Here is a 12442-nt window from a genome sequence, read left to right as displayed (position 1 = left end):
AACGACCGTGAACGGAACTGAATGAGACGGAATGAGAGACGGGCGCGGCGGTCGTTGTCGGTACCGCCTCGCACTGGGCCGTATGCAGCTGTTTGACCAACGAAATGAGATTGCCGTGCCGGGTGTCGCGAGCGGACCAGGTCATCGACCTGTGATCATGGGGCCTTCGTTAAGGGCGATCGACGCGGAGCTCCGGGCCGCAGGGGCCGGAGTGTGCCGCTGCCATGTGGTGCTCGCGGTAACGCGCTGTAGGTGATGTGATGGACTGGTTGACCTCGCTGCCGGCGGTGGTGCTGGTTGTGGGCGGGCTCCTGCTTGCCTTACTGGTCGCGGCCGTGGCGCGGGTCGGCGTCCGGGCGCTCGTACCGGTCGAGGAACGGGATCGGGTGCCGCAGATCGCCACGCCCCTGATGCCGACACTCGGCGCTGCCTTCGCGATCTTCGCGGCACTCACATTGGCCAGCGAGGCCGGCTACCTGCGCGCAGCCGAGGGGTTGGTGAGCGAAGAGGCGGTCGCGGCCTCCCGCCTGGCATGGGCGGCGACCAGTCCGCGAGTCCGGTCGGAGCCGATCCATGCGGCACTGCTGGACTACTTGAAGACCACGCGTGCCAAAGAGTGGGAGGCCTCAGCAGCGGCGTCCGGTGACGACCCCACCATCGCTCGCGCGATCGCACAGCTGGAGCACAGTGTGCGCGCCGAGGCGGCCCGGCCCGAGGTGGGAACCACGGCAGGCACGGAGCTGGTGGCTTCCATGGACGCTGTCACCAGCAGTCGTCGCGCCCGCGTTGCGGCCGCCTCGCGCGAGGTTCCCGCGCTCTACATCGTCACGCTCGTGGTCAGCGGAGTGGCCTTGATCGTGAATTCCGGCGCACTGGTCTTCCGCAGCAGCCTGCGAACATCACTGCTGATCGTAGGTGTCGCAAGTGTGGTCGGGCTGAGCCTGGCGCTGCTCTTCGCACTCAGCGCACCCTGGAGCGGGCCGTTCATCGTCAGTGGACATCCACTCGACGTCATCATCGGAAACTTGAAGTCCGGCTTCTTCAACGGCGCGCCGTAGGCGCTGGTGGCGTTCCAGGCGGCTTGCGTCTGCACCAGGTCGTCGGGGAAGTCCTTCGCATTCATAACGGCATTGGATCGCTTGTTCGAACGAATTCAGTGTCACTTCGGACGCACCCCCTCACGGAGGCGGCGGCAGTGCCGACGAAGCCGGTGCGGCCGGGCGGGTGAACGCCTACCGCGTCCTCGTGGGAGCACGCGGCACGACCGTGCGCACCCGCCTGCACCAATAGGCGCCAGAAGGGCCGGCAGATGGCGTAGCACAGCCGGCTCGAGCTAGGACTTGTCCGGCCGATCATGTGACTACTCCGCGTCCGTGTCGTTGATGTGGACACGGGGCGGGGTGATCTGAGTGATGCCGAGTGGGAACGGCTGCGGCCGTTCCTACCGGTCAGCAACAGACGTGGTGGCAGGTGGCGGAACCACCGGCAGGTGATCGACGGGATTCTGCACCGGGTGCGAACCGGAGTTCAGTGGCGTGATCTGCCCGAACGGTTCGGACCTTGGAAGACGGTCTATGAACGCCACCGCCTGTGGTCGGCCGACGGAACCTGGGAACGACTGCTCCAGCAGATCCAGGCCGAGGCCGACGCTGCGGGTGGTCGACCGGGAAATCTCGGTCGACTCGACCATCGTTCGCGCGCACCGGCACGCGGCCGGCGCCCGCACCGACCCGCCGCCGGCTCCCGGCTCAAAGGGAGACACAGAGGCAGAACACCAGGGCGAAACTCCATGGCAGAGCCTCGTCGCCCGCCTGGTGGAGGTGGTGCTGGAGGCGAGGGCCTGGGGCGCTCACGGGGCGGGTGCACGACCAAGCTCCACCTGAGTGCGGACGGCCGCTGCCGCCCGCTTTCCCTGGTTGTCACATCAGGGCAGCGGGCGGACTGCACGCAGTTCGAGCCCGTGTCGGAGAAGATCCGCGTCCCTCGGACCGGGTCGGGCAGGCCACGCAAGAAGCCCGGCAGCCTCGCGGCGGACAAGGCGTACAGCAACGGCCCCTGCCGTGAGTACCTGCGGCAGCGGGGTGTCCGGCACACGATTCCGGAGAGGACTGACAGCCAGGCCAGGCCGCCCGCCTGCGCAAAGGCTCACGCGGCGGACGGCCACCCGGCTTCGACGAAGAGCGGTACAAGAAACGCAACACCGTCGAACAGGCGATCAACCGGCTCGAACACGCCAGAGCCGTGGCCACCCGCTACGACACGCGCGGCTACGTCTTCCTCGGGACCGCGACTGCAGCCGCCCTCGCGATTCGGCTCCGCACATGATCGGCCGGACAAGTCCTAGAACGGCGTCAGGGTCAGCCGGATCCCAGTGGGTGCGGTGTCCTGGATGTAGGACGCGAAGTCGGCGACGTCGTCGAAGGCGAAGCCGTAGGCCTTGCCGTCCTGTGTCGCCGCGTGAACGGCCTTCGCGTAGTGGTTCGTCAGGTCGGTCCGGTAGAAGGCCGATGCGTCGGTGACCGGCTGGGCGGGGTTGCTGAGCAGGGTGGAGCGGTTGAAGCCGGCGCCCAGGACGGCGGCGACAGGACCGGTGGTGCCGTCGTTCGGGGCGGCGAGGTTGCCGTCGCAGAACAGGACGTCGCGGGTGGACGGTTTGCCGAAGGCGACCGGGGCCGGGCCGTCGAAGGTGAACTTGTCGGCGCGGACCCGGCCGGTGAAGGTGCCCGCGTTGGTGGTGACCGTGAGCTCCTTACCGGTGTAGGTGCTCCACACCTGGTCGATGTACGGGGCGAAGTAGTCCTTGGCGAACAGGCCCGCGTCGAGCCCGTGGCCGGGAGCGATGACGCGAAGGTCGTCGACGACCAGGGGGGCGAACTCCGCGACCTGCTTGACGGCGCTGAACACCGCGGCCCGGCCGCCGTCGCGCAGGGTGCCCGTGGTCTGGTCCTTGGCTCCCGTGAGCCGGATGCTCATCGGCACGCTGAACATGTCGACCATGGTCGTGTTGCAGAACATGCCCGAGGCGTTGTGAGTGAACTCGGCGCAGTCGTGCAGGACGCGGTAGTTGGGGTCGGAGGTCACCCAGCCGGCGGGATACTGCAGTGCCGCATTGCCGTTCCCGTCCGCGACGGCCTTGAACTTCAGTTTCTCGCCGAGCGACACGTAGATGCGGCCGGACATGCGGGGCAGCGTGAGGCCGGCCTCCCCGCTCGCGGGCAGGGAAAGGGCGTAGTCGGTGAAGCCGTCCGCGCCGTTGTCGGACAGCGATATCGGGGCCAGGGTGCCGTCAGGGGTGACCCGGACCTGCTTGCCGTCCTGGTTGCCGACGATGTAGACGTGCACCGAGGCGTTGTCGAACGAGCCGCTGTTGTTGACGATCGTCAGCGGGAGCGCCCCTGCCGCTGCGGCCTTCGTGCTGTTCTCCGTCGTACCGGCGAGGGCGTGAGGAGCCAGGGCCGCCGCGGCGGGCGCGGCTATCGCCGCTCCGCCCAGGGCGATGAGCAGCTTGCGGCGGCTGAGACTGCGCTGGTGACGTGGTGCCATGTTCTTGCGCCTTTCCTTGGTGCGTGTGCCTCGTGGAGGCGAGTGTGGGGTGGGGTGGGGTGGGGTGGGCCGTCTGCCGTGCGGGGTCAGCCCACGGTCCACTTCTGGTTGACGGTGCCGCCGCAGGTCCAGATCTGCAGCCGGGTGCCGTCGGCCGGCGAACCGTCCTTGGCGTCCAGGCACTTGTTCGCCCCGGCGTTGGTCAGGTCGTGGGCCGAGGTGTAGGTCCACTGCTGGGCCCTGCTGCCGTTGCAGCCGTAGAGCTGGACGAGGGCGCCGTCCTCGGTGGAACCGCCGCGCACGTCGAGGCACTTGCCCAGGGCGCGGACCGTGCCGTCACCGCCCAGCGTCCACTTCTGGGCGTCGACGCCGTCGCAGTCGTGCAGTTGGATCGGCGTCCCGTCCGCGGCGGAAGCGCCGGCAACGTCGACGCACATTCCGCCGATGCCCTTGATGGCGCCGCCGGCGCCGGTCGAGCCGGTCGAGCCGGTCGAGCCGCCGGCGTCGGAGGTCGAGACGTGGACGTAGTCGACGGTCATCGTCTGCGGGAAAGAAGTGGCCGAGTCGGGGCTGCCGGGCCAGTCGCCGCCGACGGCGAGGTTCAGGATGAGGAAGAACGGATGGTCGTAGACCCACTTCTTGCCACCGAGGTCGGACGGCGTGCGGGTCTCGTAGGCGTGGCCGTCCACCGACCAGGTGATCGCCGCCGGGCTCCAGTCGACGGCGAAGACGTGGAAGTCGTCGGCGAAGGCCTTGCCGTCCGGAAGGGTGTACGCGGCGCCGAGCCCGCCGGAGCCGGAGTAGCCGGGGCCGTGGATGGTGCCGTGGACCATGCCGGGCTCGTTGCCGACGTTCTCCATGACGTCGATCTCCCCGCTGTCGGGCCAGCCCGCGCTGGGGAGGTTGTCGCCGAGCATCCAGAAGGCCGGCCACATCCCCCGGCCGCGGGGAATCTTGATACGGGACTCGAAGTGGCCGTACGCCTGGGTGAAGCCGCGGGCCGTGTTGAGGCGGGCCGATGTGTACTGGCACGTCCCGTTCCAGCACTGCAGCCCGGAGTCGGTGTTCTTGCGCGCTGTGATCACCAGGTGGCCCTGGCCGTCGAGGGCGGCGTTCTGGCTGCCCGGTGTGTAGTACTGCAGCTCGTGGTTGCCATTGCCCGAACCGCCGGTTTCGAGCGTCCACTTGGTGGGGTCGGGAGCGCTTCCCGCACTGCCGTCGAAGTCGTCGGACCAGGTCACCGCGGTGGGTGCGGCGCTGGCCCGGTTCGCCCCGGAGCCGGTCGTCGTGATGAGGAGGACGGTGACGAGTGCGGCGGCGACCAGTGAGACCAGTCCGCCGAGCGTCCACCGCCGAGCGCGATGAGCTGCCATGGCTGGGATGACACCTTGTCTGTGGGGGGATCAGGTGGTTCCGCCCGTACGGCGACCGCGAACGAGGAGGCGGATCGTTCCGCTTGAGAGCGCTCTCTCAGCTGCGGTGAACCGTTGGGGGGATCCCGATGGTACGCACGGCCGTTGCCTCGGCCAACTTGTGCAGAGTGCCATCAAAACCCGTTGAGCTGCGGTTACTTGAGGAACGAGCCGAGACTCAAGAACGCTTAAGAAGCGTTTAAGCCTCACTTAAGGCGAGCGACTCTCCGGGACCACCCGCCGGAATGGTCAATTCCGTTGATGTGGCGGCATTCGCGCACAAGGGCCGCGGCCAGCCCGCAGACGGGGCCGACAGCGCAATTGAGACAGGAGACGCTTCGTCCGGTACGGGGAAGCGACCGGCTCGGCCGGCCCGCGCTCCCAGCCTGGCTCGTTGCACGAAACCGGCCACTCCGCGGCGAGGTGGAGCGCGGCCCGGTAGGTGATGGCATGTGTGTCGGACGCTGACTGCGCACGGAGAAACTCCGACACGAGCCACAGATCGGGCGTCGCATGGTGGGGGCCAAGCGGGGCGCGTAGTTCGCGGCCCGCGGTGTACGTGCGCGGGTGTCGGAGAGGCGGCCGCCCGTGGCTCGTCCGACAACAGCCGAGGGGGATCATCCATCGGCAATGGCACCGCGCGTTCCACGCCGTTGATCACGATGCTCCTACGTGATCGTCTGAACCACCGTGCCACGCTGTGCTCGCGGGAAGGTTCTTCTGCCCGGGCCGCCTCAGGGAGGAACACCTCGGCTGTGTAGAACGGGAGCCGTCCGTACCGGTCCACGAAGCGGAGTTCACCGTCGACCTCGGTGAGAGCGGATACCTCATCAGCTTCACCGAGCACGACGACTACCCGGACGAGATGCCCTACGGCCGGCGCTGCGACCTGGCCGGCGTCCTCCATGCGCCCTCCAGACGCCCATCGGCGACCGCGTCGAGTTCCGGTTCAACGACTCCATCGCCACCCTGGACGACCGGGAGGACAGGGTGGACATCATCTTCGACAGCGGCGCCCGCCGCTCCTTCGACCTGGTCATAGGCACCGACGGACTGCACTCCCACACCCGCCGCCTCGCCTTCGGCCCCGAGGAGAAACCGCCCTACGACGCCTTCCGGAGCCCCGAGGCGCGGCGGGAGTTGGTCGCCTCCCGTCTCCCCGAGCGGAGCCGGCACGTCCCCCGGCCGGTGGCCGCGATGCGGGAGGCGGACGACCTGTTCTTCGACGTGGTCAGCCAGATCCACCTGCCCACCGGGTCGTCGGGCCGCGTGGCACTCGCGGGCGACGCGGTCCACGCCACCTCGTTCCTGTCGGGCCAGGGCTCCAGCGTCTCCCTGGTCGGCGCCTACGTGCTGGCCGGTGAGCCGGCCGCGCGGGCGGACCACACAGAGGCGTTCGCTGCGTACGAGCGCCTCATGCGCGACTTCGTGGAGACGAACCAGGCACTCGCCACCACCGGCGGCACCTTCGTGACCCCCACCACCCATGAGGCGCTGGACGCCCGCAACGCGGCCCGCAGGACGCCGCCACGCTCACCGGGGGCGAGGGCCGCGCCGCCAACACCGGTCTGGTGATACTGCCGGATTACAGCCACCTGGGGGTAGGACTCAGCGGGCCACCAGGCTCGACTCCCTTACCACCAGCTCCGGTTGGAGCACGACCCGGCGGTGGGTGTGGCCGTCGGAGGACTCGGACTCCGTCTCCTCCAGCAGGAGTTCGGTGGCCAGCGCGCCCATGGTGACGGCGGGCTGGCGTACCGAGGTGAGCGGGACCGCCGAGGCGGCGGCGAACTCGATGTCGTCGTAACCGACGATCGCCATGTCCTCCGGCACCTTGACGCCCGCCGTGTACAGGGTCTGGAGGACCCCGAGGGCCAGCAGGTCGTTGGCGCAGAACACCGCCGTGGGGCGCTCGGCGAGGCCCAGCAGGCGGGCGCCCGCGTCACGGCCGGCGGCCACGTCGAGGCGGTCGGTGGGCAGTTCGCGCAGCGTCTCGGGGGCCAGCCCGGCCTGGGTGAGGGCGAGGTGGGCACCTTCGCGGCGGTCCCTGACCTGCTTGAGCTGGGACGGCCCGCTGACGTAGGCGATCGAGCGGTGCCCGGTGTCCACGAGGTGACGCACGGCGAGGGCGCCGCCCGCCACGTCGTCCACGGAGACCGAGCACTCGGTGGTGCCCTCGGCGACCCGGTCGACCAGGACGAAAGGGATGCGGTGACGGCGGAAGGCGTCGATGTTGCGGCCCGTGGCGTCGGCCGGGGTCAACAGGACGCCGCGCACCCGGTGTTCGGCGAAGAGGGAGAGGTATGCGGCCTCCTCGGCGGGACTCTGGCCGCTGTTGCAGACCATGACGCCGATCCCCGCCTCCCGCGCCGCCCGTTCGGCACCGCGCGCGACGTCCACGAAGAACGGATTGCCCATGTCGAGGACGAGCAGCGAGATGATGCGGCTGCGCCCGGCCCGCAGTTGGCGGGCGCTCTCGCTACGTACGTAGCCGAGCCGGTCGATCACGGCCTGGACCCGCAGCCGGGTCTCCTCGGTGACCGTCTCCGGGCGGTTGATGACGTTGGAGACGGTGCCCACCGAGACCCCCGCGTGCCGGGCCACGTCCTTGATGCCGACTCTGCCTGCCATGCGCGCCTGTGCTCCGTTCCGCCGTCCCCCGCCCCGCGCCCAGCCTATGCCGGGTCAGAACCTGTACCGGTCGATGTTGCCCTTGTCGAAGACGGTGGGTGCACCGAGGTCGACGACGCCCTTGTCACCGATGGTGAAGCTGCCGAGGCCGCCGGCCCTGAACGTCTCGCCCCGCTGCCCGGTGATCTGCCCCGAGGAGAGGGCGACGGCGGCGTGCGCGGCGAGGGCGCCGAGCTTGGCGGGGTCCCAGAGCTCGAAGGCGTCGACGGTGCCGTTCTTCACGTACCGGCGCAGGTCGTTGGGGGTGCCGAGGCCGGTCAGCCGGACCTTCCCCTTGTACTTCGAGCCGGAGAGGTACTGGGCGGCGGCCTTGATGCCGACGGTGGTCGGGGAGATGACCCCGGCGAGCCGGGGGTGTTCCTGGAGGAGGCCCTGCGTCTGCTGGAAGGACTGCTGGGCGTCGTCGTTGCCGTAGGCCGTCTCGACCAGCTTCATGTTCTTGTAACGGGGCTTCTTCAGCTCGTCCTTCATGAAGCCGATCCAGGTGTTCTGGTTGGTCGCGGTCTGTGCGGCGGAGAGGATCGCTATCTCGCCCTTGAAGCCGAGCTGCTTGCCGAGGAGCTGGACCTGGGAGCGGCCGAGGGCCTCGGCGCTCGCCTGGGAGACGAAGACGTCCCGGCAGCCCGCGTTGGTGTCGGAGTCGTAGGTGACGACCTTGATGCCGTTCCTCATGGCCTGCTCGAGCGCGGTGCACAGGGCGCCGGGGTCCTGGGCGGACACGGCGATGCCGTCGACCTGCTGCTGGGTGAGGGTGTTGACGTAGGAGACCTGGCCGGAGGTGTCGGTGGCGCTGCTCGGGCCGGCCTCCTTGTAGGAGGAGCCGAGTTCACCGAGCGCCTGCCGGCCGCCCTTGTCGGCGACGGTGAAGTAGGGGTTGTTGACCTGCTTGGGCAGGAAGGCGACGGTGAGGCCCTTCTTGGTGGGGGCGTTCGGGTCGGCCTTGGCGTGGGAGTGCCTGGCGCCGGCGTCGTCGTCCGCCACGGATTTCTTGGTGGTGCCACCGCAGGCGGCCAGGGTGAGGGCGAGCGAGACGGTGGCGGCGAGCGCGGCGCACGCCTGGCGGATTCCGGGAGTGGACATCGCGGGTGGGTCCCTTCAGGAGGCGTGCGGCTGGACTGAGTTGGCGCGGACGGCCCGTGCGGCGGTGATTCGGTGGGCGAGGCGCGGGCCGAGCACGGAGACGACGAGCAGGACGCCGGTGACGACGATCTGCGACTGGGCGGAGACGTTGAGCAGGCTCATCACGTTCTGGAGGGCGCCGAGCAGGAAGACCCCTGCGATGGCGCCGCCCAGGGTGCCCCGGCCGCCGTCGAAGCTGATCCCGCCGAGCAGCACGGCGGCGACGACGGAGAGTTCGAGCCCGGTGGCGTTGTCGTAGCGGGCGCTGGCGTAGTGCAGGGCCCAGAAGATCCCGGTGGCGGACGCCAGCAGGCCGGTGGCGGTGAACAGCCACAGCTTGTGCCGCCTGACCCGTATACCGGCGAACCGGGCCGCCTCCTCGCCCGCGCCGATGGCGAACAGGGACCGACCGAAGGGGGCGGCGTGCAGGACGAGGACGGCGACGACGAGCAGGACGAGGAAGGGCGGCAGGGCGTACGGGATGAAAGTGCCGCCGATGCGGCCCGCGGCGAAGTCGAGGTACTGGGCGGGGAAGTCGGTGACCGCGTCGGAGCCCAGGACGATCTGCGCGACGCCCCGGTAGGCGGCCATGGTGCCGATGGTGACGGCCAGGGACGGCAGGCCGAGCCGGGTCACCAGGAGGCCGTTGACCAGCCCGCAGACCACGCCGAGCAGCAGGCACAGTGGGATGATGGTCTCGAGCGCCATCCCGGCGTTCCACAGCGCGCCCATCACCGCACCGGACAGCCCGGCCGTGGAGGCCACCGAGAGGTCGATCTCGCCGGAGACCACGAGCAGCGTCATCGGCAGGGCGATGAGCGCGACCGGCAGGGTGTTGCCGATCAGGAACGACAGGTTGAGGGCGTTGCCGAAGCCGTCGACGAAGGAGAAGGACAGCAGGAGCAGGACGAGCAGGAGGGCGCCGACGACCGTGTCCCAGCGGACGGCGCGCGCGAGGGGCGAGTCAGTCATGGCGGATGTCCCTCCGGTTCGGCGCGGACCTTTTCTTGAGGGCGCGGGCCACGCGCAGCGCCACGATCCGGTCGACGGTGACGGCGAGGACGAGCAGGACGCCGTTGATGGCCAGGACCCACACGGAGCTGACGCCGAGGGCGGGCAGCACGCTGCCCACGGTGGTGAGCAGCAGGGCGCCGAGCGCCGCGCCGTACACGCTGCCGGAGCCGCCGGTGAAGGCGACGCCGCCGACCACCACGGCGCTGACGACGGTCAGTTCGTAGCCGCTGCCGGTGGAGCTGTCGACGTTGCCGAAGCGGGCCAGATAGAGGGCTCCGGCGAGTCCGGTGAGGGCCCCGCAGGCGACGTAGGCGGCGAGGACGCGCCGTCGTACGGGGATGCCGGCGAGCCGTGCCGCCTCCGGGTTGGAGCCGAGCGCGTACAGCTCGCGGCCGCCGCCGAAGTTGCGCAGGTAGTAGGCGGTGGCGATGAGCACGGCGAGGGCGATCAGGGCGAGGTACGGCACCGCGGACAGACCGCCGGAGCCGAAGTCGGTGAAGCCGTAGGGCAGGTCGGATGCGGTGATCTGGCGGGGGCCGACCCAGATGGAGTCGATGCCCCGGACGATGTAGAGGGTGCCGAGGGTGACGACGAGGGCCGGGACCCGGCCGAGGCTGACGAGGACGCCGTTCAGCAGCCCGCAGCCCACGCCGAGGGTGACGGCGAGCAGTACTGCGGCCGGGGCGCCGCCGCCCGCTTGCAGCACGTCCCCGGCGGTGAAGGCGGTCAGGCCCAGCACGGAGCCGACGGACAGGTCGACGTTGCGGGTGATGACCACCAGTGCCTGGCCGGAGGCGACGAGCACCAGGATCGTCGCGTTGAGCAGGAGGTCCTTGACGCCCTGCTCGGAGAGGAACTCCCGGTTGTCCGCCTGGGTGACCGCGATCATCACCACGAGGACGAGGAGGATGGCCAGTTCTCGGAGCTTGAGGACGCGGTCCAGCAGCCGGGTCGTCCCGGCCGTGCCCGGCTCGACGGCGGATGCCGGGGTGTGTCCGGTGACGGTCATCGCACCCTCCCGGTGGCCGCCGCGAGCACGGATTCCTCGGTGGCGTCCGCGCGGGGCAGCTCGGCGGTCAGCCGCCCCTCGTGCATGACGAGGACGCGGTCGGCGATGCCGAGGATCTCCGGCAGGTCAGAGGAGATCATCAGTACGGCGACCCCGTCGGCGGCGAGCCCGGACAGCAGCCGGTGCACCTCGGCCTTGGTGCCGATGTCGATGCCCCGCGTGGGTTCGTCCACGATCAGCACCCGGGGCCCGGTGGCGAGCCACTTGGCGAGGACGACCTTCTGCTGGTTGCCGCCGGACAGGGTGCCCACGGCGTCCGTGATCCGGGCGTACTTGACCTTCAGCCGCACCGCCCAGTCCAGGGCCCGGCTCCGCTCGGCACCCCGGTCCATCAGCCCGGCCCGTACGGTCGTCCGCAGCCCGGTCAGACCGATGTTGCGCTCGATGGACATGTCCATCACCAGGCCCTGGGCGCGCCGGTCCTCGGGCACCAGGACGAGCCCGGCGGCCATGGCGGCGCTCGGGGAGCCGTTGGTGAGCGCCTTGCCGCAGACCTCGGCCGTCCCGGCGTCCCACTTGTCGACGCCGAAGACGGCTCGTGCGACCTCGCTGCGCCCGGCCCCGACCAGACCGGCGAGGCCCACGATCTCGCCGCTGCGCACCTCGAAGGACACGTCGGTGAAGACGCCTTCGCGGGTCAACCGCCGGACTTCGAGAGCAACTTCACCGGGCTCGGCGGGTTCCTTCGGGTACAGCTCGCCGAGGTCCCGGCCCACCATGCGGCGCACCAGGGCGTCCTCGGTGAGGTCCCCGGCCGGCTCGCCTGCGACGACCTCGCCGTCCCTGAGGGTGGTGACGTACTGGCAGAGGTCGAAGATCTCCTCCAGTCGGTGCGAGACGAACAGGATGGCGCAGCCCTGGTCGCGCAGGGCGCGTACGACGCCGAAGATGCGGGCCGTCTCGCTGCCGGTGAGGGCGGCGGTCGGCTCGTCCATGATGAGGACGCGGGCGTCGAAGGAGAGCGCCTTGGCCGTCTCGACGAGTTGCTGGTCGGCGATGGAGAGGCCGCGCGCGGGCCGCTCGGGGTCGAGGTCCACGGCGAGACGGGTGAAGAGGTCACCGGCGGCCGCGTTCATGGCCCGGTGGTCGACGCGCCGTAAGAGCCGGCGGGGCTGACGGCCCATGAAGATGTTCTCGGCCACGGACAGGTCGGGGAAGAGCGTCGGCTCCTGGTGGATGACGGCCACCCCGGCGTCGCGGGCGTCGGCCGGGCCGTGCAGGACGACCGGCTCGCCGTGGAGCTTCAGGACACCGGAGTCGGGGCGGTGGACCCCGGCGAGCGTCTTGACCAGGGTGGACTTTCCGGCGCCGTTCTCGCCCGCGAGGGCATGGACCTGACCGCCGTACAGCTCCAGGGAGACGTTCCGCAGAGCGCGCACGGCGCCGAAGGACTTGCTCAGGCCCTGCGCGGCCAGGACGGGGGGCTCTGGCATGGGTCACACCGATCGGTCGTGAAAGGTTTCAGGCAATGTGCAGGGAAGCTAAACCCGCGTCAACTGCTCGGTCAATGGCCACGACTTGAGTACGCCGCAGAATGCCCGGTGCCCTTGACGGGGCCTGTCGGCACCTCTAGCTTCACCTCTCGTGAAACGAT

9 protein-coding genes and 1 pseudogene are annotated in these 12442 nt (G+C 69.9%); 3 read left to right on the top strand and 7 right to left on the bottom strand.

What is annotated here, in order from left to right:
* The first annotated feature begins 260 nt into the window (after positions 1–260).
* A complete protein-coding gene (locus tag ABZ117_RS16245) occupies positions 261–1058 on the top strand; it encodes a hypothetical protein (RefSeq protein ID WP_356821228.1) in 798 nt (265 codons plus the stop codon).
* 326 nt (positions 1059–1384) lie between these two features.
* Positions 1385–2325 (top strand): annotated as a pseudogene (locus tag ABZ117_RS16240) (IS5 family transposase).
* A 15-nt stretch (positions 2326–2340) separates the two neighbouring features.
* Here ABZ117_RS16240 and ABZ117_RS16235 read toward each other — a convergent pair.
* On the bottom strand, positions 2341–3543 hold the full coding sequence (locus tag ABZ117_RS16235; protein WP_356821227.1) for a glycoside hydrolase family 64 protein: 1203 nt from the start codon (positions 3541–3543) through the stop codon (positions 2341–2343).
* A gap of 86 nt (positions 3544–3629) precedes the next feature.
* Complete coding sequence (locus tag ABZ117_RS16230) at positions 3630–4916, bottom strand: family 16 glycosylhydrolase (protein ID WP_356821225.1); 1287 nt, start codon at positions 4914–4916, stop codon at positions 3630–3632.
* Between the two features lie 1029 nt (positions 4917–5945).
* On the opposite strand from ABZ117_RS16230, the gene ABZ117_RS16225 reads away from it, so the two are divergent.
* The gene (locus ABZ117_RS16225) at positions 5946–6530 is read left to right on the top strand and encodes a hypothetical protein (protein ID WP_356821224.1); all 585 of its coding nucleotides are present in this window, start codon (positions 5946–5948) and stop codon (positions 6528–6530) included.
* A 33-nt stretch (positions 6531–6563) separates the two neighbouring features.
* Here the strand turns inward: ABZ117_RS16225 and ABZ117_RS16220 are convergent, their stop codons facing one another.
* The 5 genes from ABZ117_RS16220 to ABZ117_RS16200 are packed head-to-tail and all read right to left on the bottom strand — an operon-like array spanning position 6564 to position 12281.
* Complete coding sequence (locus tag ABZ117_RS16220; protein WP_356821222.1) at positions 6564–7586, bottom strand: LacI family DNA-binding transcriptional regulator; 1023 nt, start codon at positions 7584–7586, stop codon at positions 6564–6566.
* A 54-nt stretch (positions 7587–7640) separates the two neighbouring features.
* Positions 7641–8726: a rhamnose ABC transporter substrate-binding protein gene (gene rhaS / locus ABZ117_RS16215; RefSeq protein ID WP_356821220.1), complete on the bottom strand. Its 1086-nt coding sequence runs from the start codon at positions 8724–8726 to the stop codon at positions 7641–7643.
* 15 nt (positions 8727–8741) lie between these two features.
* On the bottom strand, positions 8742–9737 hold the full coding sequence (locus tag ABZ117_RS16210; protein WP_356821218.1) for an ABC transporter permease: 996 nt from the start codon (positions 9735–9737) through the stop codon (positions 8742–8744).
* Positions 9730–10788: an ABC transporter permease gene (locus ABZ117_RS16205; protein WP_356821216.1), complete on the bottom strand. Its 1059-nt coding sequence runs from the start codon at positions 10786–10788 to the stop codon at positions 9730–9732. Before ABZ117_RS16205 ends, ABZ117_RS16210 begins: the two co-directional genes overlap by 8 nt.
* A complete protein-coding gene (locus tag ABZ117_RS16200) occupies positions 10785–12281 on the bottom strand; it encodes a sugar ABC transporter ATP-binding protein (RefSeq protein WP_356821214.1) in 1497 nt (498 codons plus the stop codon). Before ABZ117_RS16200 ends, ABZ117_RS16205 begins: the two co-directional genes overlap by 4 nt.
* Between the last annotated feature and the right edge of the window lie 161 nt (positions 12282–12442).

It is taken from the genome of Streptomyces sp. NPDC006309, from assembly GCF_040613095.1.
Taxonomy (GTDB): domain Bacteria; phylum Actinomycetota; class Actinomycetes; order Streptomycetales; family Streptomycetaceae; genus Streptomyces.
Note: the sequence above shows the minus strand (reverse complement) of the source record. Positions and strands in the feature narration are given on the sequence as shown.

Bases quoted from the DNA above. Each gene is read 5' to 3' on its own strand.
- ABZ117_RS16245 (WP_356821228.1), top strand. From the start codon at position 261: ATGGACTGGTTGACCTCGCTGCCGGCGGTGGTGCTGGTTGTGGGCGGG.
- ABZ117_RS16235 (WP_356821227.1), bottom strand. From the start codon at position 3,543: ATGGCACCACGTCACCAGCGCAGTCTCAGCCGCCGCAAGCTGCTCATC.
- ABZ117_RS16230 (WP_356821225.1), bottom strand. From the start codon at position 4,916: ATGGCAGCTCATCGCGCTCGGCGGTGGACGCTCGGCGGACTGGTCTCA.
- ABZ117_RS16220 (WP_356821222.1), bottom strand. From the start codon at position 7,586: ATGGCAGGCAGAGTCGGCATCAAGGACGTGGCCCGGCACGCGGGGGTC.
- rhaS (WP_356821220.1), bottom strand. From the start codon at position 8,726: ATGTCCACTCCCGGAATCCGCCAGGCGTGCGCCGCGCTCGCCGCCACC.
- ABZ117_RS16210 (WP_356821218.1), bottom strand. From the start codon at position 9,737: ATGACTGACTCGCCCCTCGCGCGCGCCGTCCGCTGGGACACGGTCGTC.
- ABZ117_RS16205 (WP_356821216.1), bottom strand. From the start codon at position 10,788: ATGACCGTCACCGGACACACCCCGGCATCCGCCGTCGAGCCGGGCACG.
- ABZ117_RS16200 (WP_356821214.1), bottom strand. From the start codon at position 12,281: ATGCCAGAGCCCCCCGTCCTGGCCGCGCAGGGCCTGAGCAAGTCCTTC.